Below are 22,274 nucleotides of genomic sequence, written 5' to 3'. Positions count from 1 at the left end.
TCGAGCGGCTGCGGAAGCCCTGAGCCGGCGAGGCGATGTCGCGGGTGCTGCGCACGGGGATCCGTCTGCGGGACGGCGGCCGGACGCCGTCCCGCGCACCGGGACCGTCAGGTGACAGGGCGGTCGGAAATAGAGGCGTCCGGCGGCCGGGCGATCGCCGTCGCCTGCGATGTCGGGAACCGGGCCGAGGTCCAGGCCGTGGCCGATCGCGCGGTGGCCGCGTTCGGCGGCTTCGACACCTGGGTGAACGTCGCCGGCCTCACCATCTACGGGCCGCTGCGCGAGGTGTCCGACGCGGACAACCTCCGCCTGATCCAGACCAACCTCTGGGGCACGGTGTTCGGGTCGCTCGTCGCGGTCGAGCACCTGCGCCGCCGCGGCGGTGCGCTGATCAATCTCGGCAGCGTCGCCTCCGACCTCGCCTTCCCGTTCCAGGGCATGTACGTGGCGAGCAAGCACGCCGTGAAGGGGTTCACCGACGCCCTGCGCATGGAGCTGCTGGCCGAGGATGCGCCGGTCTCGGTGACGCTGGTCAAGCCGACCTCGATCGACACGCCGCTGCCGCAGCGGGCGCGCAACTACATGGACCGGGAGCCGATGCTGCCGCCGCCGATCTACCCGCCCGAGGAGGTCGCAAACGCCATCCTGCACGCCGCCGTGCATCCGCAGCGCGACATCATCGTCGGCGGGGGCGGCAAGCTGATGGTGGCCGGCAAGGAATTCGCGCCGGGTGCCTACGATCTGCTGGCGCCGGCGATCATCGCGATGCAGAAGCGCGGCGAGGCACCGCGCGACCCGGCCGGCGCATTGCATGCGCCGAAGCATGCGGGCGCGGTCCGCGGCACCCAGCCCGGCTACGTGATGCGCACCAGCGCCTACACCCGGGCGACCCTGCATCCGGTCGCCGCGACGGCGGGGCTGATCGGGCTCGGCCTCGCCGCGCTGGCGCTGACGGGCATCGGCAGCAAGGCGGCCAATCCGTCCCGCGGGCGCAGGCGCTCGCTCTAGGATAGCCGCCCTGCTGCTCGACCCGTCCGGCCTGCCCGGCCCTCCCCCCGAGACCCAGCGCATCGTCCCGCGCAAGATGGTCGACCTGCCGGACGGGCGGTCGATCGCCTATGCCGAGACCGGTGCCGGGCCGGACCTCGTCGCCATCCACGGCACCCTGATGACGCTGGAGGACATGTGGCTCGGTCCGGTGCCGGCGCTCGCCCGGCACTTCCGGGTGGTCGCCGTCGACCGGCCGGGGCACGGACGCAGCACCCGCGCCCGCGGAACCGACGCCTCGCCCTGGCGCCAGGCCGAGCTGATCCACACGGCCGTGCGATCGCTCGGGCTGCATCGCCCGGTGATCGTCGGGCATTCCTACGGCGGCGCCGTCGCGCTGGCCTACGGGCTGCTCTACCCCGACGACGTCGCCGGCATCGTGGCGCTCGCCCCGGTCTGCTTTCCCGAGCTTCGCCTCGAGCAGGTGCTGTTCGGCCCGCGCGCCGCCCCCGTGTCCGGCCCGGTGCTGTCGCGGGCTCTCGGGGCGTCCGCCGACCCGACGCTTCTGCCGATGCTGTGGAACGCGATGTTCCTGCCGCAGACGATGCCGAAGGCCTTCGCCGAGGCGTTCCCGTTCGGGTTCGCCGGGCGGTCCGGCCAGATCGTCGCCGAGGCGGAGGATGCGCTGTCGCTCTGGGCGGCGCTGAGCCGGAGCGCGGCGGCCTACGCGACCTGCCGCGTGCCGGTGCGGATCCTGGCGGGCGATGCCGACATCGTGGTCAACCCGATGATCCACGGCGCCCTGGCCGCCCGCGTGATCCCCGGCGCCCGTTACGAGCGGCTGCCGGGCATCGGGCACATGCTGCACCACTTCCGCGTCAACGCGGTGACGGAGGCCGCGCGCGCCGTCCTGCCACGATCGTGACGGTCGGCCACAGTGGCCCGGTCGCTCAATCCGCGTCGAGCATGGCGCGGACCCGGTCGAAGCCCCGATTCAATCCGGTCAGGTCTTCGGCCAACGCGTCGTGGATCGCGGCCGCGGCGTCGGGGAACTCCTCCAGCACCCTACGCATCAGCGTCGGGGTGATGCGCATGACCTCCGCCGCGTCGCGCGCGGTGGCCTCGCTCGGCCGCTCGCCGCGGACGAACAGGGCGAGCCGCCCGATCAGCGCAGAGCGCCCGGCCAGGATCGTCTCGCCGCCGGGCACGCGCGGCTCGAGGGCGATCGTGCCCGACAGGACGATGAAGCCGCCGTCGGCAGGATCGCCGCGGGCGAACAGCCGCTCGCCGGGATCCAGCGACCGGCGCTCTGCGGCGAAGGTGAGCAGGCGCAGGGCGTCGCGCCCGAAGGCTTCGAACACCGGCGCGGCGGCGAGGATCGCGATGTCGTCTTCGATGCCCAACCCGCGCCGGTCCTTCCCCATCCGATCGGCGATCCTTAGCGGAAGCGTCGGTAACGGGGAACGGGCTCAACGCAGCAGCGCCGCCCCGAACAGGTCGGCATGACGCTCCACGCCGCCGCGCCCGACATGGCGGGCCTCGTGGTCGAGGAGCCAGCGCTTGCGTTCCAGGCCGCCGCCGTAACCGGTGAGCGTGCCGTTCGCGCCGACGACGCGGTGGCACGGTACCACCACGCAGATCGGGTTCGCACCGTTGGCGGCGCCGACCGGGCGCACCGCGCGCGGATGCCCGATTCGCGCCGCGAGCGCGCCGTAGCTCTCGGTCGTCCCGGGCGGCACGGCGCGCAACGCGGCCCAGACCGCCCGCTGCAGCACGGTCCCGCCGGTAACCGTCTCGATCGCGTCGATGGCGGTGAGGTCGCCGTCGAAGTAGTCCGCGAGCGCGCGCAGCGCCCCGCTCGGATGCGGGCTGTCGGCGATCGACCAGCCGCCGCGGCCGTAGCCGCGTTCGAGCAGCGTTTCCATGCGGTCGCGATAATCGTCGAAGTCGACGACCCGCAGCCGCCCGTCCGCGTCGGTGAGGAGGACGAGCGTTCCGATCGGGCTCGCCAGGGTCTCGCGCCGAAGGGCGACCGGGGCGGCCCTCATGCCGGCATCACGGCAGCAGCTTGTAGCCGCCGCCCTCGGTGACGAGAATCGCGGCGAGCCCCGGATTCGGCTCGATCTTCTGCCGGAGCCGGTAGATGTGGGTCTCGAGCGTGTGCGTCGTGACCTGCGCGTTGTAGCCCCAGACCTCGGCGAGCAGCGTGTCGCGGCCGACCACCTCGCGCCCGGCGCGATAGAGGAAGCGCAGGATCGCGGTCTCCTTCTCGGTCAGCTTCAGCTTGGAGCCGCGCTCGCCGACCAGGAGCTTCGCGCCCGGCTTGAAGGTGTAGGGGCCGATCTGGAAGACCGCGTCCTCGGACGCCTCGTGGCTGCGCAGGTGCGCGCGGATGCGGGCGAGCAGGATCGCGAACTTGAACGGCTTGGTGACGTAGTCGTTGGCGCCCGCCTCGAGGCCCTCGACGGTGTCGGCCTCGGAATCCTGCGCCGTCAGCATGATGACCGGCCCCTTGAAGCCGTTCTTCCGCATCAGGCGGACGGCCTCGCGCCCATCCATGTCGGGCAGCCCGACATCCATCACCGCGAGATCGATCCGGTCGGCGGCGACGCGGGCGATGGCCCGGCCCGCATCGACCTCGGCGACCACCGTGAACTCCTCGCAGAGGTCGAGCTGCTCGGTCAGGGTCTCGCGCAGGATCGCGTCGTCGTCGCAGATGAGAAGGCGGTAGGCGTTGGACATCGTCCGAGGAACTCTTCGACAGGGCACGACCGGAACGAGTCGTGCCCCGGAACTCCGGCGCGCGGGCGATCTCGCTTCCAAAAACCCGAGGGTTCTTCGACCCGGGTAGTCGCCTTAGAATAACGCGCTTTTCGCGGCGGGGAATTGCCTTGTGCACAATTATTCGACCATTTCGGTGACATCCTGCCCGTATGGGCCTCGCAGGACGGGGCCGGCACGGGCGGGCGGAGCCGATCGGGGCCCCGAACGCCGAGCCTGGAATCACTCTCGCGCAGCATCATGATTCAACGACCTCGCCCTCCCCGAACCGGCTCCCGACCCGGCAAGACGACCACCCTGGCGACGCTTCGCGTGCACCCGCGCGTCGGCGACCGGCGCAAGGGCCTGCTGCAGGCCGGCGACGCCATCATCCCCTGCGCGTTGGGAAGCGCCGGCATCGTGCAGGTGAAGCGCGAGGGCGACGGCGGATCGCCGCGCGGTCGCGTCCGCCTGCGCGGCGGCAGCTATCGGTCCGACCATCTTCCTCGCCCTGCCACCACCCTCCCCTTACGCCGGACGGCGCCGGGCGACGGCTGGTGCGACGACGTCCGCGACCGCCGCTACAACCGGCCGATCGCCCTGCCCGCGCCGGGAGTGAGCGCGGAACGGATGTGGCGCGACGACGGTCTCTACGACGTGGTGATCGACCTCGACCACAACCGCGGCCCGATCCGCCCCGGCCGCGGCTCGGCGATCTTCCTGCACATCGCCCGGCCGGGCTACACGCCGACGGAGGGCTGCGTCGCGCTCAAGCGCGCCGACCTGCTCCGGCTCCTGCGCCGCCTCGGGCCGCGCACCCGCCTCGTGATCGGGTGATCGCGCGAGGATCGAGACCAGGACCGTCGGCCGCCATGAAGCCGTGACACCAGAATCTTTGCCTATCCGTGGCTTCTCAACTGGCATCTGGGCCGATACCCTCCTAGCGCAGATCGCCACCGCCGGAGGATGAGCCGTGCTGGACGAGACCACGACGCCGGACGCGCCGGACTACGACCGCCTGCTGCGCGCGAATCTCGAACGCATCTTCAACGAACGCGACCGCGCCGAGCGCGAGCGCGCCCTCGATGAGCTCTTCGTCGCCGACCCGGTCATGTACGAGCCGACGACCGTCGTCGTGGGCCGTGCGGCGATCTCCGAGATCGCCGGCAAGCTTCTCGAGCGGTTCGGGCCGGACTTCCGCTTCGCGCCCGATGGCGTCGCGGTCGGGCATCACGGGCTCGGCGTCCTGCGCTGGAAAGGCGGCCCCCGGAACGGGCCGGTCGTCGTCACAGGCGCGGACGTCGCGAACGTCGTCGATGGGCGGATCACCCGCCTCTGGGTCATGCTGGACCCGCCGAAAACCTAGGGGCGCGTCGAGCACCACCGCGTGAGCCACGATGTGAGGTCTTCGCCGGCGTGCGGGGGGCCATCGGCGACGGGCGGTCGACTTCGGACCGCAGGCGGACCGTCGACCGAACCGATCTCTTTCCGGCCGGGACAGACTTCTGAAGCGTCGGCATAACCGGCCCTTCACCGACGCCGGGTCATGATGCGCCATGACCAGCCCCGTCGCCCGAGCCGTCCAGATCCAGGCCGGTGCCCTGTCTCAGTCGATCGGCACCGCCGTCGCGCGTCAGCAGATCGACGCGCAGAAGGCCGTCGCCGCGCTGGTCGCGGAGACGGCGGTTGCCGTTTCGCCCCCGGTGCCGGCCGGTCAGGGACGGGTCGTCGACCGGACGGTGTAGCCGTCACCTGCGCCATGGTCGTAAGCGGCGCCAGCGATCGGGCTCGATGCCCGATCGCGATGGGTCGGACGCCGGCACGCGGTTTCAGCCGGCGGCCGGCACCGCACCCGGCACCGCCTCCCGCCGCGGCGGGCTCAGCGTGAGGATCAGCGCCGAGGCGACGAGGCACAGCGCGCCCGCGGCGAAGAAGGCCGGCAGGTAGCTCTGCAGCTCGGTCCGCGAGAGGCCGGCGCCGAAGGCTGCCGTCGCTGCGCCGAGCTGGTGCCCGGCGAAGACCCAGCCGAAGACCACGTTGGCGCGCTCGCGCCCGAACCGCTGCGCCGCCAGCTTCACCGTCGGCGGCACGGTGGCGATCCAGTCGAGGCCGTAGAACACCGCGAACAGCGACAGCCCGGCGAAGGAGAAATCGGAGAACGGCAGGCACAGGAGCGAGAGCCCGCGCAGGCCGTAGTACCAGAACAGGAGCCAGCGGTTGTCGTAGCGGTCCGACAGCCAGCCCGAGGCGACCGTGCCGACGAAGTCGAACACGCCCATGCCGGCGAGCACGCTCGCCGCCTGGACCGGGCGCAGGCCGTAATCGGCGCAGAGCGGGATGAAGTGGGTCTGGATCAGCCCGTTGGTGCTCGCGCCGCAGATGAAGAAGGTGAGGAACAGCACCCAGAACACCCGCGTCCGCGCGGCCTCGCGAAGCGCCGCGATGGCGCCGACGGCGGGCCCGCGCGGCGGGGCGGCATTCGCCGCCGTCTCGCCGTAGGGTAGCAGGCCGACATCCTCCGGCCGGTCGCGCAGCAACAGGAACACGAAGAGGGCCGCCAGCCCGAGCAGGCTGCAGACCGTGAGCAGGGCGGCGCGCCAGCCGAGCGCCTCGGTCAGCGCGGCGAGGATCGGCAGCACGATCAGCTGGCCGGTGGCCGAGCTCGCGGTGAGCAGCCCGACGACGAGGCCGCGCCGATGCGAGAACCAGCGCGTGGCCACCGTCGCTCCGAGCACCAGCGCGGTCAGCCCGGTGCCCACGCCGACCACGACGCCCCAGAGCAGGATCAGCTGCCAGAGCTGCGTCATCGCGAGCGAGGCCAGCAACCCCGAGGCGATCAGCGCCAATGCCGCCAGCACGATCCGGCGCGGGCCGTAGCGGTTCATCAGGGCGGCGGCGAAGGGGCCCATCAACCCGAACAGCACGAGGCGGATCGCCAGCGCCGAGGAGATCGAGGCCGTGTCCCAGCCGAATTCGGTCTGCAGCGGCAGGATCAGCACGCCGGGCGCCCCGACCGCGCCGGCCGTGACCAGCATGGTGAGGAAGGTGACCGCGGCCGAGACCCAGCCATAATGCACGCCGCGGCGCGCCAGCGCCCGGGCGAGCGCGCCGGACAGCACAGGGGACGGACTGGCGACCATCATCACACCCTCGACCGATTCGGAGCGCCCACGCCCGAAGCAGGCATATGCATGTATTTCGGCGGGACGCCAAGCTCGGATTTCGGTCGAAGTGGCGGACCGAACGGAGCCGGCGCGCGTGCGTCGCTAGTCGCGTCCGGCCATGGCGCCGGCGTTCATCAGCCCGTCCGGGTCGATGGCGGCCTTGACGGTCTCGATCAGGGCGAGCCGGGTCGGGTCGGCGTAGCGGCGGAGCAGGTCGCGCTTGAACCGGCCGATGCCGTACTCGGCGCTGAAGCTGCCGCCGAGATCGATCGCCACCGCGTAGAGGTCGTGTGCGATGCCCGCCTCGACCCGGCGGGTGAAGGCGAGGCGGTCCTCGCCCGCCGGCACCATCAGGTTGTAGTGGACGTTGCCGTCGCCGACATGGCCGTAGAAGGACAGGCGCACGCCCGGCATCCGCTCCGCCACCAGCGCACCGCCGCGGGCCAGGAACGCGCCGAGCTGCGAGACCGGCACCGCGATGTCGAGCTTGACCGAGCCGCCGGCATGCTTCTCGCCCTCGGGGATGGTCTCGCGCACGGTCCACATCGCCCGGCGCTGCGCCTCGGAGCTCGCCAGCACCGCATCGGTGATCCATGCCCGTTCCATCAGGGCTTCGAGGGCCGCCATCAGCACGTCGTCGAGCGGGATGTGACGCGACGAGGACGAGAGCTCGAGCAGCACCGCCCCGCCGGCTCCGGTGGCGAAGCCGGTCGCGGCGCCGCGCATCTCGGCGACCAGAGCGAGCGACGAGGCCGAGATCAGTTCGAAGGTCGAGACCAGGTCCGAGGTCTCGCGGCGCAGGAACGCGGCGATCTCCGAGATCGGCGCGCCGGCGGCGAGCTGCAGCCACGCGGTCGCGCGGAAGCTCTGCGCCGGCCACAGCTTCAGCACCACCCCGGTGACGATGCCGAGCGTGCCCTCGGCGCCAACGAAGAGCTGCTTCAGGTCGTAGCCGATGTTGTTCTTGCGCAGCCGCTTCATGTCGGAGAGCAGCGACCCGTCCGGCAGGACCGCCTCCAGCCCGAGGACCAGGTCGCGGGTCATGCCGTAGCGCAGCACCTGTAGGCCGCCGGCATTGGTTCCGAGGTTGCCGCCGAGGCGGCAGCTTCCCTCCGCGCCGAGGCTCAGCGGCAGGAGGAGGTCGTGCGCGGCCGCGGCCGCCTGAGCGTCGGCGAGGATCGCCCCGGCATCGCAGGCGAGCGAGAAATCGAGGGGATCGACCGATCGGATCCGCGTCATCCGCTCCAGGCTGACGACCAGCTGCCGTCGTCCGGTTTGCGGCGTCGCCCCGCCGACGTAGCCGGTGTTGCCGCCCTGCGGCACGAGCCCGAAGCCCTCGGCCTTCGCGAGGCGCACGAGCGCCTGCACCTCGGCGACCGACCGCGGCCGCAGCACGGCCGCCGTCTCGCCCTGCATCAGGTCGCGCTGGTCCCGGGTGTAGCGCCCGGTGTCGGAGCCGGTCAGCACCCCACCCTCGCCGAGGAGGCTGCGGAACGGAGCGACGGCATCGGAGAGGGTCATGACAGCTCGCGCGGGTTTCGGACCTCGGGCGCGGACCATGTCGCCCCAACGCCCGGTTGAAAAGCCGCGATCAAGCCTCAGCCGGTCGATCCGCCTCGGACGCATGAGAAAGCGGCAGGGCTCGCACCCCGCCGCTGGATCTCGGCCCTCTGCTCGGGCGCGCCGCCTTTCACCAACGACGGCCCGCGCGTTACGACCGTCGCGATCACGCCGCGGGGAATGACCCGACGGACGACGTCGGCGACGACCTCCAAGCCCGCCAGCCGATCAGCAGCGATTGCCGCCGGCGGTCTGGCCGTACTGCTTCACCGGGAAGTTTTGCTGGTTGGCATTGCCCTCGGCGGCGGAACTCATCCGGCAGGTAGCCGGATTGCGGTCGAACCGCTGATCGAAGCCGTCGAACGAACCCGTCGTCTCGACGTCGTAGGGCGCAAAACCGGTGTAACGCGCCGGACGGTCGTAGGCCATTGCCGACGAGATCGTGGCGACGCCAAGAATAGTAGCGGCGGCGATGGCGGCGATACGGGTCTTCATGATGGCGTCTCGGCTCCTCTGCAGGACAAACCCTGATCCGGGTCCGTTTCTCTCTGCTTGAGACTGAGATGGTGAGCCGCTTACATTTTCGACGTGCCGCCGCGCACGCACCGGCCGGGATTAAAAAGCTTGCCGCAACTACAGCAGATCGCCAGCGTCGGCGTCCTCGTTTGGCAAGCTTGCAAGCTTGCGCCAGGGGCGGGCCGCGAGCGCCGCATCGGCTCCAGGCGACAGCGTGACGCCACCCCGCGGGATCGCATGGTCCAGGCGATCGCTCCAACGACGTCGAGCCGATCGGGCGCACAGGGTCACCGCTGCGCGAGCGGCAGACGTCGATTCGAGCTGAAGTGTTCAGGACCGTTGCGGAGAGCGCAACCAAAATGGTGCCGCTTGAGGGATTCGAACCCCCGACCCCCTCATTACGAATGAGGTGCTCTACCAGCTGAGCTAAAGCGGCATCCGTCCGCGGTCGCAGGGTGCGATCGCCGAGGCAACGGTGCATAGCCGTCCGGTCTGCCGTTGGCAAGGCGGCACCGTTCGCGAGGCCGGCGGCGATGCAGGCGGGACACGGCGGCGCGGGGAAGCGTCGGGGCTGGGCTTCGCGTCCTTGACGGGGGCGGATGCGGCGGGAAGGGTCCCACCGCACCGGGCGCGCCGGTCGCGGGAACATCGCCATGTCGCTGATCGCACGCCTGCGGGCCTATGCCGCCGAGGCCCTTGGGGTCGCCGCGCACGAGACGCCGGGCGACGACACCCACCTGGCCGCCACCGCGCTCCTCGTCCACGTGGCCCGGGCCGACGGCATCCTCGCGCCGGCGGAATCGGACCGCCTCGCGCGTCTGGTGCGCGGGCGCTACGCCGAGAGCGCCGAGGCCGCCGACGCCCTGATCGCCCGGGCCGCCGCCTTCGATTCCGAGACCCGCGACGTGGCGAGCCTCGTCGAGATGCTGCCGCACGAGGCCGATGCCGGCGAGCGCGGGCGCATCCTGGCGATGGCGTGGTCCGTCGCCGCCGCCGACGGCCACGTCGACGAGTTCGAGGAGGCGCTGGTCTGGCGGCTCGGCAAGCTCCTCGGCTTCGACGAGGCCGGGATCGCGCGGGCGCGCGGCGAGGGCATCCCCGGCATCGCCGCCGATCCGGCCTGAGCGGCGGCGATCGATGATCGCGAGCCTGACCCTGATCCTGCTGGCGCAGCTCCTCGGCGAGGTGCTTGCCCGCAGCGCCGGGCTGCCCCTCCCCGGCCCGGTCCTCGGCATGGCCCTGATGCTGGGCTTCCTGGTGCTGCGCGACCGGCGCGCGCTGCACCTGGCGCGGGTCCTGCCGAAGCCGCTGACCGACGGGACGTTGGAGAACACGGCCCGCGGGCTGCTCGCGAACCTGTCGCTGATGTTCGTTCCGGCCGGCGCCGGAATCGTCGGGCGCCTCGACGTGGTGCAGGCGCAGGGGCTTCGCCTCGCGATCGTGGTCGTGGTCTCGACCGTGGCGGCGCTCGTCGCCACGGTTCTGGTGTTCCTCTGGGTCGCGCGGCTGACGGCGCGGATCGGGGGCGACCGGTGAGCGGCGAGTTCGCGGTCTGGGTCTACCTCGCGCGCACGCCGCTGCTGTGGCTGACGGTGACGCTGGCCGCCTACCTCGTGGCGGACCGGATCTCGGCCGCGAGCGGGCGCCACCCGGTGGCGAACCCGGTGCTCATCGCCATCGCGATCACCGGCACGGTGCTGACCCTGACCGGCACGCCCTACGCCACCTACTTCGACGGCGCGCAGTTCGTCCACTTCCTGCTCGGGCCGGCGACGGTGGTGCTGGCGATGCCGCTGTACGAGCACCGCGCCACGGTGATGCGGGCGCTCCTGCCCATGCTCGCCGCCCTCGTCGCCGGCTGCACGGTGGCGCTCGGCAGCGCGATCGTGCTGGCGCGCCTCCTCGGCATCCCGGAGCCCGTCATCGTCTCGCTCAGCCCGAAATCGGTCACGTCGGGGGTGGCGATGGGCATCTCGGAAGCGCTCGGCGGCGACCCGACGCTGACGGCGGTGCTGGTGATGCTGACCGGCATCACCGGGGCGATCCTCGTGACGCCGCTGATGCAGGCCTTGGGCATCCGCGACATGCGCGCCCGCGGTTTCGCGGTTGGGCTCGCCGCCCACGGCGTCGGCACCGCGCGGGCGTTCCAGGTGAGCGAGGTCGCCGGCACCTTCGCCGGCATCGCCATGGGGTTGAACGCCTTCCTCACCGCGATCTTCGTGCCGCTGGCGCTGCGGATCCTGTCCTGAGAGCGCGCTGTCACGCGCCGAGGCGGTCGGCCACCGCCTCGGCCAGGGACAGGCTGGCGGTCAGGCCCGGGCTCTCGATTCCGAACAGGTGAACGAGGCCCGGCAGGCCGTGCTCGGCCGGCCCGTCGATCACGAAGTCGGCGGCCGGCTCGCCCGGGCCGGTGAGCTTCGGGCGGATGCCGGCGTAATCGGGGACCAGCGCGCCGTCGGGCAGGCCGGGCCAGTAGCGCCGGATCGCCGCGTAGAAGGCGTCGCCGCGCGCCGGATCGACCCGGTAGTCGACCGCCTCGATCCACTCGACGTCGGGGCCGAAGCGCATCCGCCCGGCGAGATCGAGGGTGAGATGGGTGCCGAGGCCGCCCTCGACCGGTGACGGATAGATCAGCCGGGAGAACGCGGGCTTTCCCGTGAAGCCGAAGTAGTTGCCGCGCGCCAGCACGCGGCGCGGTACCCGCTCGGCCGGGTAGCCCTCGGTCTGCGCGGCCAGGGCCTGTGCGTCGAGGCTCGCCGCGTTGACCACCGCGTCGCACGGATAGTCGCCGGGGCTCGCACCGCCGAACGCCGCCGCCCAACGTCCGTCGCGGCGCGCTAGGCCGGTGACGGGGGTGTGCAGGGCGATCGCGCCGCCGCGATCCTCGAGATCGCCCTGCAGCGCCAGCATCAGGCCGTGGCTGTCGACGATTCCCGTCCGCGGCGACAAAAGCGCTGCGGTGCAGGCGAGGTTCGGCTCCAGGCGTCGGGCCTGGGCGGCGTCGAGCAGATCGAGTCCTTCGACGCCGTTGGCGACGCCGCGATCCCGGATCGCGGCGATCGTCTCCGCCTCGGCCTCCGTCGTGGCGACGATGAGCTTGCCGCAGGCGCGGTGGGCGATGCCGTGGCTTTCGCAGAGCGCGTAGAGCCGGCGCGCGCCGTCAACGCAGTGCTTCGCCCGCAGGGAGCCCGCCGGATAGTACATCCCGCCGTGGATCACCTCGGAGTTGCGCGCGGACACGCCGGTGCCGACCGCCTCCGCCGCCTCCGCGACGACGACCTCGTGCCCCCGCAGCGCCAGGGCGCGCGCTGTCGCGAGGCCGACGACGCCCGCACCGACGACCAGGACTTCCATGATGCGATCCTCCGCCGCCCGTTCTCGGCGAGGTCGCCGGACCGGTAAAGGCCCGATGCCTCGTCGAGGGCGTCGCACCGGGCGGAAGCGTGAGGCATACAACTAGAAAGTGCATAGCGATTCACGCGATCGGCGGACGATTTAGGGTTCGCCTAAGGGATTGTCTCCGTGAGCGAAATGGTCGACCGGAGCGCGCTACGTGCGTGCATTTGCAACCCGCTTGAGCGCGTTAATCAATTCTAAGTAGATATAACTCACTGAATGGATCGCGCATAAGTTGTGTTTTGAGCGCGCAGGCGCATAATCGTTCGGCAGCGGCTCCTCCCGCCGCGTCCCTCTAGAGCGATCGACCGCTGAAGCATCCTGGTTTCGACGACTTCGCGCCCCGGCGCACCCACCAGATTGAATTCGGAAGGACACGACCGTGCAGACCACCTCAGACCCCATCGATCTCGCCGCGAAGATCCTCGCCGCCTACGTCGCCCGAAACTCGGTGCCGGCCGCCGGCTTGCCGGACCTCATCCGGACGGTCCACGGCTCGATCACCGGCCTGCAGACGCCGCCGAAGCCGGTGCTCGCCCGGCCGACCGACGCCCAGATCCGCGCCTCGATCCGCCAGGATTCGATCATCAGCTTCGAGGACGGCAAGCCCTACAAGGCGTTGCGCCGGCACCTGACGCTCCGCGGCCTGTCGCCGGAGGCCTACCGCAGCAAGTGGGGCCTCCCGATCGACTACCCCCTGGTCTCGGCGAGCTACAGCGCCCGCCGCTCGGTGATCTCCCGGACCATCGGCCAGAACCAGCGCCTGCGGCTGCAGCAGGCGGCGGAGTGATCCGCTGAACCTCGACCGCCCTCGCGTCCGACGTCGGCGCCGAGGGCGCATGGATGGGCCGAACCGGATCGGGCTGCCGCGGCGACCACCGTGCGGGCCCGATCCGATGCCGTCCCCGGGATCCGACGATCCCGGCCGGGCGCCGTCGCGGCGATGCGCGGGCTCGCCGTTCAGATCGCGCGCATCTCGCCCGCCGACAGCCGGATCGCCTTCGCCATGCGGCTCGACAGCGACCCGACCACGACGACCTCGTCGCTCCCGTCGGCCTGCGCGCGCACGATCTCCAACGCCTCGTCCGGGCGTCGCGCCATCACCGCGTAGACCGAAGCCGGCACCGTGCTTGTGGCCGCGTCCGCGGTCACCGCGACGAGGAAGGTGGTGTAGCGCCGTCCGATACGCTTCGGCATGATCGGTCGAGCCTTTCACGCGCCCGCCCTCGCGCCGAGCCGCAAAGCGTGCCACGAGGGACCGGAAGCGGCGCGTCGACGGTCGGGCGCCGAGGGGTATCGCCGCGATGCTGGGATGGTTCCGGGCGCTGATGCCGCGCGAGGATCGGTTCTTCGATCTGTTCGCGCGCCACGCTGAGACGTTGGTCGCCGGAGCCGACGCCCTTCACGGCCTGCTCCAGGGCGGCGATGCCGTGCCGGAGTTCGGCCGCACGATCGTGGCGCGCGAGGCGGAGGCCGACGCGATCACCGGCGAGGTGCTGCTCGCGGTGCGCCGCAGCTTCATCACCCCGTTCGACCGCGGCGACATCAAGGACCTGATCCAGTCGATGGACGACGCCATCGACCAGATGCAGAAGACCGTGAAGACCATCGAGCTTTACGAGATCCGCACCTTCGAGCCGCTGATGCGCGAGATGGGCGACACGGTGGTGCAGGCGGCCCGCCTCACCGCCGAGGCCGTCCCGCTGCTGAGCGCGATCGGCACCCACGCCACGCGGCTCTCCGCCCTCACCGAGGAGATCACCCGCGTCGAGGGCCGCTCCGACGAGCTGCACGACCAGGGCCTCAAGGCGCTGTACCAGGCCCACGGCCACACCGACCCGATGCGCTACCTGATCGGACGCGAGATCTACGGCAGCCTCGAGAGCGTGGTCGACCGGTTCGAGGACGTCGCCAACGAGATCAGCGGCATCGTCATCGAGAACGTCTGAGGATGACGATCACCGCGCTCGCGCTGCCCTGGCTCGTCGGACTGATCGCCGTCGCGCTGGTCTTCGACTTCCTCAACGGCCTGCACGATGCGGCCAACTCGATCGCCACCATCGTCTCGACGCGGGTGCTGCGGCCGCGCTACGCCGTGATCTGGGCGGCGTTCTTCAACTTCATCGCTTTCCTGTTCTTCGGCCTCCACGTGGCGCAGACGCTCGGGACCGGCATCGTCGACGCCAGCATCGTCGACGCGCCGGTGATCTTCGCCGCGCTGATCGGCGCGATCGCCTGGAACGTCGCCACCTGGGTGCTCGGCATCCCGTCGAGCTCCTCGCACGCCCTCGTCGGCGGGCTCGTCGGCGCGGGCCTCGCCAAGGCCGGGCCGCCGGTGATCGTGTGGGCCGGCCTCGGCAAGACCATCGCCGCGATCGTGCTGTCGCCGCTGCTCGGCTTCCTGCTGGCGCTGCTGCTGGTGCTCGCCGTCTCCTGGAGCTTCGTGCGCGCGACGCCGTTCGCAGTCGACCGCACATTCCGGGTGATGCAGTTCCTCTCCGCCTCGCTCTACTCCCTCGGGCACGGCGGCAACGACGCCCAGAAGACCATGGGCATCATCGCGGTGCTGCTCTACTCGCAGGGGCTGCTCGGATCCGAGTTCTACATCCCGCTCTGGGTCGTGCTCGCCTGCCAGGGCGCGATGGCGCTCGGGACGCTGCTCGGCGGCTGGCGCATCGTCCATACCATGGGCTCGCGCATCACCCGCCTGAACCCGATGCAGGGGTTCTGCGCCGAGACCGGCGGGGCGATCACGCTGTTTGCCGCGACCTGGCTCGGCGTGCCGGTCTCGACCACCCACACCATCACCGGAGCCATCGTCGGCGTCGGTGCCGCCCGCCGCACCTCGGCGGTGCGCTGGGGCGTGGCCGGCAACATCGTCATCGCCTGGGTGCTGACGATGCCCGCCGCCGCGCTGATCGCGGCGGGGTGCTACGCGCTCGTCGGGCTGTTCGCCTGACCCGCCGTCGGGGTCGCCGCGCAAGCCTGCCCCGATTCGCACATTGCGGCTGACGGAGAGCACCCTGGCCCCGGTGCACGCTTTCGCGCCGAGCCGGTTTCTTCGCCGGCCGGAGAGCGCCGGTGCGTCCCGTCGAGGCGGCGCACCGGCGCGGCGCGCTTCAGGCGAGATGGCGCCCTTCCGCCATGCCGAACTGCAGGTAGTGGTGGAGCGGATCCATGCCGAGAGCCGCCACGTCCGAGTTCGCGGCGAGGTAGGCGTCGGTGTGGAAGGCCGTGCTCGGGTCGCGTCCCGCGAACCAGCCGGTCTGCTCGTAGTGCAGCAGCGGATTGGTCCCGGAGGCGGCGACGTCGGGGTTGGCGGCGAGGTAGCCGTCGGTCGAGAAGTAGGCGTTCGGGTCGCGGCCCTGATGCGCGCCGGTGGTGAGGTAGTGCGTGAAGGCGAACGAATCCGCCGACCCGCTCTGCGACCGTGCGGCGGCCGCCACGTCGAGGTTGTGGGCGAGATAGTAGGTCGCGTCGAAGTCGCCGTAGAGATGGTCGCCCGTGCCGTTGGCGATGGTCAGCCCGGGGAACGCGGCGCGGCCCTCCGCCTGTCCGGTCGCGAGGTAGTGCTTGAGCGGATCAATCTTCGCGGCGGCCACGTCCGGGTTCGCGGCCAGGTAGGCCTCGGCCGAGAAGTCCGCGCCGGGGCTGCGACCGTCCAGCCACCCGCGCACGTCGTAGTGCGTCAGCGGGTTCACGCCGGCGGGACCGAGCTTCGGATTGGCCGCCAGGTAGGCGTTGGTCGAGAAGGAGGCGTTCGGGTCGCGGCCCTCGTGCCATCCGTACTGCGCGTAATGCGTGTCCGGATCGATGTGGGCGCGCCAGACGTCAAGGTTGTTCGCGTCGTAGTACAGGTCGTCGACCAGGGGCGACCCGTCCTTCTCCCGCACGGTCCCGTCGGTGAAGGCGATGGTGGCGACGCCGGTCAGGTCGGTGACGATGCCGTTCGGCGTCGTCATCAGGGCGTGACCGTCGCGGAAGTCGAAGTGCGCCTCGGTCAGCGCGAAGCCGAAGCTCAGCGACGACGGGATCGCCGCCTTGGCGACGTTCAGCGTCAGCGTGGTCTGGCCGGTGTTGCCGGCCGCATCCGCCACCGTCTCGGTGTACACCGCGTGGCCGACCTTCGTCGGCTGGTAGCTGTAGCTGCCGTCGGCCGAGACGGTGAGCGTGCCGCTCGGGTCGAAGGCCTGGACCGTGCCCGAGGCCGAAACGGCGTGGGACGGCCCGTTGCCGAACTGCACCGCCACCAGGTGGAGCCCGGCTGCGCCGGTGTCGTTGGCCAGCACGTTGCCGGCGAGCGCCGCCGCGAAGCCGGTGCCGGAGGCGGTGTCGGCTTTCAGGGTCGGAGCGACGTGATCCAGCACGAAGCCGAGGGACCCGGCGACGGAGGCGTTGCCGGCGGCATCGGTCTGCACGACGGAGACGGTGTGGGCGCCGTCCTTGAGCGTGCTCGGGTTGTAGGCGGCGACCGCGCTGCCGTCGACGACGTAGCTCAGCTTGCCGCCGGCCTCGGCCGGCGTGACCTTGAGGGTCGCGTCGGCGGTGATCCGATCGGTCGAGGAGAAGCCGGTATCGTGGGCGAGCGCGATCGTCGGCGCAACCGGCGCGGTGTGGTCGAGGGTGAAGCCGACCGTGCGGGCGGCGGAGACGTTTCCAGCGGCGTCCGACTGGGTCACCGAGACCGTATGGGCGCCGTCCTTCAGCGCGCTCGGGTCGTAGGCCGCGACCGCGCTGCCGACGACGACGTAGCTCAGCTTTCCGCCTGTCTCCGTTGCCTTCACGGTGAGCGATGCGTCCGAGGTGATCCGGTCGCTCGCCGACGCGCCGGTGTCGTGGGCGAGCGCGAGCCCGGGCGTGCCCGGCGCGGCACGGTCCAGGACGAGGCCGACACGTGCGGAGCCCGCCGCGACGCCGAGATAAGTTTCCGTCGCCGTCAACGTGTGGACGCCGTCGGCGAGCCCGGCCGGGGCGATGGTGTATTGCCCGTTCGCATCGGCGGTCGCGCGGCCGACCGTGCGGCCGGCTTCGTCGACCAACGTCACCGTCGCGCCCGCATTGGTGACGCCGCTGACCGTGGCGTTCGCCGTGATGCCGTCGATCGCCGACGTGCCGGTGTCCTGTGCCAGCGCCGTCGTGATGCCGGGCGCCTTGATCACCACCGAGGTCGTGCTGTCGGTGGCGGCGGTCGGGTAGGCGTTCGAGATCGCCTGCAGGGTGAAGGCCGTCGTGCCGGGCTGGCCGACCGTGGGCGCGAAGGTGAGCGCGTGCAGGGCCGCGGTGATGGTCGCGGCCGAGCCGGACAGGATGTAGGCGCCGTCGTTGGTGGCGACGAGCCCGGCGCCGGACAGCGTGCCGCCGGCCCCGGTCATGGTGATCCGCAGGGTGTCGGTGGCGCCGAGGTTGGAGTCGGCGAGGGTCGTCGTCGCGAACGGGCTCATCGCGGCCTGCGCGGTGGTCTGGTTGGCGACCGTGCCGGTGATCGCCGGGCCCCCGGCGGCGACGTAGCCGATCGGCAGGCCGTGCGGATCGACGGAGAGCGGCAGCCCGTTGTTGTCGTAGATCGCGTTGCCGTTGCCCGGGCCGTTGTTCTGCTGCAGGCGCAGGCTGCCCCAGCTGTAGAACAGCCGCTCGCCGGCCGGCACCGCGGTGTCGAAGGTCAGCAGCAGGTGGTTGGCGTCGACGATCTGGGCGGCGGTGCCGTTGGCCTCCGCGGTCGCGTCGTCGTAGCCCGCGCGAACGGACCAACCGGTGCCCGAGGCGGCCACGCCGTCGAGCCCCTGCAGGCTCGCGGCCTGATCGAAGGCCAGGGTGACGAGGAGCTGGTTGGCGTGCCCGGCCACCGCCGAGACCTGGGTGACCTGCGGCCCGAGATTGTCGATGTTGCCGTTGGCCAGGCTGATCGGCGAGCCCGGCATCGCCGATGCCGCGAACTGCTGGGCCAGGCCGAGGGCGGCGCGGCCGTAGAGCGCCTGCTGGTCCTGCGTATTGAGGTGGAACCCGCCGTTGGCGCCGTCGTGATCCATGGTCACGTCGCTGCTCTGCAGCGTGACCACCTTCGCGTTGAACGCCGCGTCGGCGCTGAGCTCGGCCTGCCCGACCGCGATCGCCTGATTCTGCAGGGGCTGCTGCGGCGCGCCGGCGGCGAAGGGGATCGGCGAGACGAACAGGTAGGGCGCGTCGTTGGCGCTCAGCCCGAGGACGGCGCGGGCGAGGCCGGCCTCGTAGCGCATGGCGCTCATCCAGCGGTCGGCCGTAAGCCCGGTGGTGAAGTTGCTGTCCCACTCGTTGTGGAGCATCACGATCGCGGTCGGCGCGCCGCGGTCGGTGGCCGGCAGCTGGTTGATCGCGCTGAGATAGCCGCGCTCGAGATAGGTCGAGGACCAGTCGGTTCCGTTGGGATGGAGCCAGTCGGCCGTCAGCGAGGTTCCGCCGATCTCGGTGTCGGCTTTGTTCGGATCGTTGCTCGTCGCGACGACGTTCACGCGCTGGTTGATGCCGTCGAAGCCGAGCAGCTTCTGGATCTCCTGGCGCATCACCTCGATCTGCCCCTCGACCGTGGGGTAGTAGGTGTTGGATTGGCCGCGCACGACGACGTTAATGACCTTGCTGACCGTGGGCGGAACCACGGTGGCCGGCGGGATGGCCGCGACGACGGCGAGGTCGACATGGTCCAGGGCCTGGCCCGGGACGAGCGCCAGGCCCGAGACGCCGCGGGCGTCCTCGCTGGCGAAGCCGGCGGGCGGGCTGACGACGACGCGGTAGTTCATCCCGGCATAGGGGTCCGGCAGGGTGTAGTGGCCGTTCGGATCGGCGGTCAGGGTCGCGACGACGTAGCCGCCGCCGTCCATCACCGCGACGTGCGCGCCGGCGACGCCGGCCTCGCCGGCATCGAAGCGCCCGTTGCCGTTGGCGTCGGCGAACACGGTGCCCGATAGGCCGGCCGCGACCTTCGCAGCTCCGGTGACGAGGGTGTGCTCGTAGTTGACGGCGGTGCCGTTCACGACCGTCCGCGAGACGCTCGCGAGCGCGTCGACGACGGCGTTCCCGAGACCGGGATCGAACGCGACCGTGTATTGCCCGCCGCCCAGGCCGAGAAAGGCCCAGGCGCCGTTCGGGCCCGTCGTCGTGGTCTGGATCGCGTGCCCGCTCGCGTCGTACAGCGTGACGACGGCGCCGGTCTGTCCGCCGTCGCTGGTGTCGATCCGCCCGTTGCCGTTGGAATCCGCGTAGACGATGCCGTTGATGCTGCCCGCGGGGGCCAGGTTGAACCCCTGGCTCACGAGGGTCGGCGCGCCGTGATCGACGGAGACGGCCTGCCAGTTGAAGCCGTCGGCGGTGGTGATGCCCTGGTCGCCGTGGAAGCCGCCACTGGTGTGGTACCGCAGCGCGTAGGTTCCGTCGGCGAGGTTGGCGAAGACGAAGTTGCCGTTCGCGTCGGTGGCGGTGCTGCCGTAGAGGACCGTTCCGGCCGCATTATAGAGGTCGATCGGGAAGCCGGCGCCGAGGCTGTACTCGCCGGCTTGCTGGCTGCCGTCGGCATCCGTGTCGAAGAAGGTGTGGCCGCCGACGCTGCCGCTGCCGGCGGACGGCGCGAGCGTCGGCGCGGCCGCCAGGACGAAGCTGTTGCCGTCGGACCCCGAGGCGACCGAGGTCGCGACCGCCTTGTAGGCGCTTCCGACAACGGTCTGACCCGGCGGGTTGACCACCTTCACGGTGTAGGCGCCGGCGAGCCCCGAGAAGCCGTAATGGCCGTCGGCGTCGGTGCTCGTGCTTCCGACGAGGTTCCCGACGCCGTCGAAGGCGCGGACGATGACGCCACCCTGGCCCTCGCCTGCCGTCACCTGCCCGTCGCCATCGCGGTCGGTCCCGACCGTGCCGCCGATCGTGCCGCCGGCGCCGACGTGGAAGCCCTGGTCGACCGTGGTGGTGGCGCCGCGGCCGACAGTGACGTTGGTGATCCAGCTGGCGCCGTCCGCGGTCATCGTGGCCTGGTCGCCCCGGAAGCCGCCGCCGCTGCCGAAGCGGATCGCGTAGGTGCCGTCGGGGCGCTGGCCGAAATCGTAGTTGCCGTCGGCGTCGGTCAAGGTCGTCGCGATCAGGGTCCTGCCGTCCGCGCTGTACAGGCCGACCGGGAACCCGCTGAACAGGTTGCCCTCACCGTATTCCTGCGTGCCGTTGCCGTTCGTGTCGAAGAACGTGTGCCCCTTGAGGCTGCCATAGACGGCCATGATGCTTTCTCCCCAGTCTGATTGTCGTTGTTGATTGTCTTGAGGCAGGTGCCGTGCGGGCATCCGCCGCGATCGCGGCGACGCTTGCAGCGAGGCGCGCCAGCAACGCGCGCCGCGCTGACCGCTTCAGCCTTCGAACGACGCGCGATGCATCGGCGCGGACGATTTTTTCGCGAATGAGATCAGGCTAGGTCGCGTGAGAGGAGGATGATCCTCGGTCGCACGGATGGCCGATCGCATCGGGCCGGATGCGGCGGCGCGTCCCACGAAAGGCGTGCACCACCCGCAACGCGACGCGTCGCCTGGTCGACAGTCTCGGCCAGGGGCAACATCTCTTGGTTGCACAGGATGTTTTTCATTGGTCTCGACATCGATCGGCCCGCCTCCCAGACGAACCCGACGCAGGGGGACATGGTCTCGCTGCATCGAGGGCAGCTTTTGAAGCTGCTTTTTTTCATGCGTATTAAGAACTATTAGCCATATACGGCCGGGCAATGACCGACCTAGGAAATATATCAACACGCCCCCGCATTTGTAACGCGGCCGAGGTCGGCGTTGGCGGTGTGTCGACGTCGAATGCACCGACGCTGAGCTGCCGCGGCCCGGACGATCACACGCTGCCGACGGCGCTCTCGCCGTCAAAAAGATCATTTTATGACAACGATATAGCGCTGAACAACGTGTCGATGATGACCGCTGCCCGAACCTTCCTCGGCCCGTCGCCGCCGCCGAGCCAGTGCCGCTCGAATGGACCCATGAAGCTGCCGGCCAGTGGACGCGGAACGAGTCGTCGGGGACCAGAGTCCTTAATACCCTCAGATTGCATCACGAATAGGAATACCCACCGACGGTGATGCTGTGCGCCCCGCGCGGATCTCTGATTCATCGTCGGCTGCGGAGGGCCGACGGACCGACCGACGTGCGGTGCCCAACGGAACGCCTCGCGGCGACCTCAACACCGTCGCGCGGTGAACGGCGGGGCCGGCGCCTAGGTGCAGTATCGGGCTTCTTCACCGAAGCGCGAGGAGCACGCCGGCCAAGGAGTGACGGGTGACGTGCTGGGGGGACGAGGCGGTCCTGGAAGCCGTGCAGCACCGGCTCGACGAGGATCGTCACGCGATGCGTACGCGTCGGCAGACGGTCGAGCAGGTGTTCGGGACGCTGAAAGGCTGGATGGGGGCGACCCACTTCCGGATGCACAGGCTAAAGAACGCCTCAACCGAGATGAGCCTGAAGGTCTTGGCCCACAATCTGAAGCGGGTGATGGCGATCCTCGGCACCGGACCGCTCCTCACCGCCTTGCGGGCGTGAGGGCACGCGGCGCATCGTGCGCCATCGCCGCCCCAATTCAACACAGCACACCGCGTTCCCACACTGCCTCGGTGGGGGCGGTCGGACCACGGTTGGCGATATTCTCACGAAAACGGACGAACGGCCGCCCTGGTACGTTATGACGTCTGCCGTATGGTGCCGGCGCTGCAGCCTATTGAACGACAGGCCTTCATTGGATTGAGCACTCAGCCTCCGCGGCTCGATTTCTGGCCGCTTGCGCGAGGGCGGCCTGGAACTCGGCCTCCGGCAGCAGCGCCCCGCCGGTGGTCCAGACGACGTGGGTGGCGTGGGCGACGTCCGGCAGGACGCCGCAAGCCGGTCCCACCGC

The 22,274-nt window shown here is 70.8% G+C and carries 20 protein-coding genes, 1 tRNA gene and 1 pseudogene; 12 read left to right on the top strand and 10 right to left on the bottom strand.

The window, feature by feature from the left end:
* Together FV223_RS04530 and FV223_RS04525 are read left to right on the top strand one after the other, a co-directional pair.
* On the top strand, positions 1-1,008 hold a 1,008-nt coding region (locus tag FV223_RS04530; protein ID WP_147725683.1), incomplete at its 5' end, for an SDR family oxidoreductase.
* 76 nt (positions 1,009-1,084) lie between these two features.
* A complete protein-coding gene (locus tag FV223_RS04525; RefSeq protein ID WP_147725682.1) occupies positions 1,085-1,912 on the top strand; it encodes an alpha/beta hydrolase in 828 nt (275 codons plus the stop codon).
* A gap of 25 nt (positions 1,913-1,937) precedes the next feature.
* On the opposite strand, the gene FV223_RS04520 is transcribed toward FV223_RS04525, so the two are convergent.
* From FV223_RS04520 to FV223_RS04510, 3 genes are all read right to left on the bottom strand, one after another.
* Positions 1,938-2,390 carry a Crp/Fnr family transcriptional regulator gene (locus FV223_RS04520; protein ID WP_147725681.1) on the bottom strand — a complete coding sequence of 151 codons (453 nt, stop codon included), beginning with the start codon at positions 2,388-2,390 and terminating at the stop codon, positions 1,938-1,940.
* A gap of 66 nt (positions 2,391-2,456) precedes the next feature.
* Positions 2,457-3,035 carry a methylated-DNA--[protein]-cysteine S-methyltransferase gene (gene ogt / locus FV223_RS04515; protein ID WP_147725680.1) on the bottom strand — a complete coding sequence of 193 codons (579 nt, stop codon included), beginning with the start codon at positions 3,033-3,035 and terminating at the stop codon, positions 2,457-2,459.
* 7 nt (positions 3,036-3,042) lie between these two features.
* Positions 3,043-3,729, bottom strand: coding sequence for a response regulator transcription factor (locus FV223_RS04510; protein WP_147725679.1), 687 nt, complete (start codon positions 3,727-3,729; stop codon positions 3,043-3,045).
* Between the two features lie 279 nt (positions 3,730-4,008).
* Between FV223_RS04510 and FV223_RS04505 the strand changes: the two genes are divergently transcribed.
* From FV223_RS04505 to FV223_RS04495, 3 genes are all read left to right on the top strand, one after another.
* Positions 4,009-4,584 (top strand): L,D-transpeptidase family protein, encoded by a 576-nt coding sequence (locus tag FV223_RS04505; protein WP_147725678.1) that lies wholly within the window; start codon positions 4,009-4,011, stop codon positions 4,582-4,584.
* 136 nt (positions 4,585-4,720) lie between these two features.
* Complete coding sequence (locus tag FV223_RS04500; protein WP_147725677.1) at positions 4,721-5,113, top strand: nuclear transport factor 2 family protein; 393 nt, start codon at positions 4,721-4,723, stop codon at positions 5,111-5,113.
* A gap of 190 nt (positions 5,114-5,303) precedes the next feature.
* Positions 5,304-5,492, top strand: coding sequence for a hypothetical protein (locus FV223_RS04495; protein WP_147725676.1), 189 nt, complete (start codon positions 5,304-5,306; stop codon positions 5,490-5,492).
* An 84-nt stretch (positions 5,493-5,576) separates the two neighbouring features.
* Here FV223_RS04495 and FV223_RS04490 read toward each other — a convergent pair whose 3' ends face one another.
* The 4 genes from FV223_RS04490 to FV223_RS04475 form a co-directional block, all read right to left on the bottom strand.
* Positions 5,577-6,866 carry an MFS transporter gene (locus FV223_RS04490; protein ID WP_147725684.1) on the bottom strand — a complete coding sequence of 430 codons (1,290 nt, stop codon included), beginning with the start codon at positions 6,864-6,866 and terminating at the stop codon, positions 5,577-5,579.
* Positions 6,867-7,013: 147 nt separating this feature from the next.
* Positions 7,014-8,432, bottom strand: a complete 1,419-nt coding sequence (locus FV223_RS04485) for an FAD-binding oxidoreductase (protein WP_147725675.1) — start codon at positions 8,430-8,432, stop codon at positions 7,014-7,016.
* Positions 8,433-8,699: 267 nt separating this feature from the next.
* Positions 8,700-8,966, bottom strand: a complete 267-nt coding sequence (locus FV223_RS04480; RefSeq protein ID WP_147725674.1) for a hypothetical protein — start codon at positions 8,964-8,966, stop codon at positions 8,700-8,702.
* A gap of 381 nt (positions 8,967-9,347) precedes the next feature.
* A tRNA-Thr gene (locus FV223_RS04475) sits at positions 9,348-9,423 on the bottom strand.
* Positions 9,424-9,640: 217 nt separating this feature from the next.
* Here FV223_RS04475 and FV223_RS04470 point away from each other — a divergent pair.
* From FV223_RS04470 to FV223_RS04460, 3 genes are read left to right on the top strand one after another with little or no spacing between them, the layout of a single operon-like run.
* Entirely contained in the window at positions 9,641-10,111 is a 471-nt protein-coding gene (locus tag FV223_RS04470) for a TerB family tellurite resistance protein (RefSeq protein ID WP_147725673.1), read from the top strand.
* 13 nt (positions 10,112-10,124) lie between these two features.
* Positions 10,125-10,523: a CidA/LrgA family protein gene (locus FV223_RS04465; protein ID WP_147725672.1), complete on the top strand. Its 399-nt coding sequence runs from the start codon at positions 10,125-10,127 to the stop codon at positions 10,521-10,523.
* Positions 10,520-11,236, top strand: a complete 717-nt coding sequence (locus tag FV223_RS04460) for an LrgB family protein (protein ID WP_147725671.1) — start codon at positions 10,520-10,522, stop codon at positions 11,234-11,236. The genes FV223_RS04465 and FV223_RS04460 overlap by 4 nt, the downstream gene beginning before the upstream one ends.
* 10 nt (positions 11,237-11,246) lie before the next feature.
* On the opposite strand, the gene FV223_RS04455 is transcribed toward FV223_RS04460, so the two are convergent.
* A complete protein-coding gene (locus FV223_RS04455; protein WP_147725670.1) occupies positions 11,247-12,341 on the bottom strand; it encodes an NAD(P)/FAD-dependent oxidoreductase in 1,095 nt (364 codons plus the stop codon).
* A 424-nt stretch (positions 12,342-12,765) separates the two neighbouring features.
* Here FV223_RS04455 and FV223_RS04450 point away from each other — a divergent pair, with 424 nt between their 5' ends.
* Positions 12,766-13,173, top strand: a complete 408-nt coding sequence (locus tag FV223_RS04450) for a MucR family transcriptional regulator (RefSeq protein WP_147725669.1) — start codon at positions 12,766-12,768, stop codon at positions 13,171-13,173.
* Between the two features lie 170 nt (positions 13,174-13,343).
* Here FV223_RS04450 and FV223_RS04445 read toward each other — a convergent pair whose 3' ends face one another.
* Positions 13,344-13,580 (bottom strand): hypothetical protein, encoded by a 237-nt coding sequence (locus tag FV223_RS04445; protein ID WP_147725668.1) that lies wholly within the window; start codon positions 13,578-13,580, stop codon positions 13,344-13,346.
* Positions 13,581-13,687: 107 nt separating this feature from the next.
* On the opposite strand from FV223_RS04445, the gene FV223_RS04440 reads away from it, so the two are divergent.
* The gene (locus FV223_RS04440) at positions 13,688-14,332 is read left to right on the top strand and encodes a DUF47 domain-containing protein (protein ID WP_147725667.1); all 645 of its coding nucleotides are present in this window, start codon (positions 13,688-13,690) and stop codon (positions 14,330-14,332) included.
* A gap of 2 nt (positions 14,333-14,334) precedes the next feature.
* Positions 14,335-15,342, top strand: coding sequence for an inorganic phosphate transporter (locus tag FV223_RS04435; protein WP_147725666.1), 1,008 nt, complete (start codon positions 14,335-14,337; stop codon positions 15,340-15,342).
* 160 nt (positions 15,343-15,502) lie between these two features.
* Here FV223_RS04435 and FV223_RS04430 read toward each other — a convergent pair whose 3' ends face one another.
* The gene (locus FV223_RS04430) at positions 15,503-20,614 is read right to left on the bottom strand and encodes an SdrD B-like domain-containing protein (protein WP_187276060.1); all 5,112 of its coding nucleotides are present in this window, start codon (positions 20,612-20,614) and stop codon (positions 15,503-15,505) included.
* A gap of 1,029 nt (positions 20,615-21,643) precedes the next feature.
* Here FV223_RS04430 and FV223_RS04425 point away from each other — a divergent pair.
* Positions 21,644-21,925 (top strand): annotated as a pseudogene (locus FV223_RS04425) (transposase); the annotation flags it as partial.
* Positions 21,926-22,274 lie beyond the last annotated feature (349 nt).

This window comes from Methylobacterium sp. WL116 (genome assembly GCF_008039455.1).
Lineage (GTDB): Bacteria > Pseudomonadota > Alphaproteobacteria > Rhizobiales > Beijerinckiaceae > Methylobacterium.
The sequence above is the reverse complement of the archived record's forward strand: the minus strand, read 5'-3'. Positions and strand labels throughout refer to the sequence as shown.

What these genes read in the sequence shown, in the direction of transcription:
- FV223_RS04525 (WP_147725682.1), top strand. Translation starts at nt 1,085, where the DNA reads ATGGTCGACCTGCCGGACGGGCGGTCGATCGCCTATGCCGAGACCGGT.
- ogt (WP_147725680.1), bottom strand. Translation starts at nt 3,035, where the DNA reads ATGAGGGCCGCCCCGGTCGCCCTTCGGCGCGAGACCCTGGCGAGCCCG.
- FV223_RS04510 (WP_147725679.1), bottom strand. Translation starts at nt 3,729, where the DNA reads ATGTCCAACGCCTACCGCCTTCTCATCTGCGACGACGACGCGATCCTG.
- FV223_RS04505 (WP_147725678.1), top strand. Translation starts at nt 4,009, where the DNA reads ATGATTCAACGACCTCGCCCTCCCCGAACCGGCTCCCGACCCGGCAAG.
- FV223_RS04495 (WP_147725676.1), top strand. Translation starts at nt 5,304, where the DNA reads ATGACCAGCCCCGTCGCCCGAGCCGTCCAGATCCAGGCCGGTGCCCTG.
- FV223_RS04485 (WP_147725675.1), bottom strand. Translation starts at nt 8,432, where the DNA reads ATGACCCTCTCCGATGCCGTCGCTCCGTTCCGCAGCCTCCTCGGCGAG.
- FV223_RS04480 (WP_147725674.1), bottom strand. Translation starts at nt 8,966, where the DNA reads ATGAAGACCCGTATCGCCGCCATCGCCGCCGCTACTATTCTTGGCGTC.
- FV223_RS04470 (WP_147725673.1), top strand. Translation starts at nt 9,641, where the DNA reads ATGTCGCTGATCGCACGCCTGCGGGCCTATGCCGCCGAGGCCCTTGGG.
- FV223_RS04465 (WP_147725672.1), top strand. Translation starts at nt 10,125, where the DNA reads ATGATCGCGAGCCTGACCCTGATCCTGCTGGCGCAGCTCCTCGGCGAG.
- FV223_RS04455 (WP_147725670.1), bottom strand. Translation starts at nt 12,341, where the DNA reads ATGGAAGTCCTGGTCGTCGGTGCGGGCGTCGTCGGCCTCGCGACAGCG.
- FV223_RS04445 (WP_147725668.1), bottom strand. Translation starts at nt 13,580, where the DNA reads ATGCCGAAGCGTATCGGACGGCGCTACACCACCTTCCTCGTCGCGGTG.
- FV223_RS04440 (WP_147725667.1), top strand. Translation starts at nt 13,688, where the DNA reads ATGCTGGGATGGTTCCGGGCGCTGATGCCGCGCGAGGATCGGTTCTTC.
- FV223_RS04435 (WP_147725666.1), top strand. Translation starts at nt 14,335, where the DNA reads ATGACGATCACCGCGCTCGCGCTGCCCTGGCTCGTCGGACTGATCGCC.
- FV223_RS04430 (WP_187276060.1), bottom strand. Translation starts at nt 20,614, where the DNA reads ATGGCCGTCTATGGCAGCCTCAAGGGGCACACGTTCTTCGACACGAAC.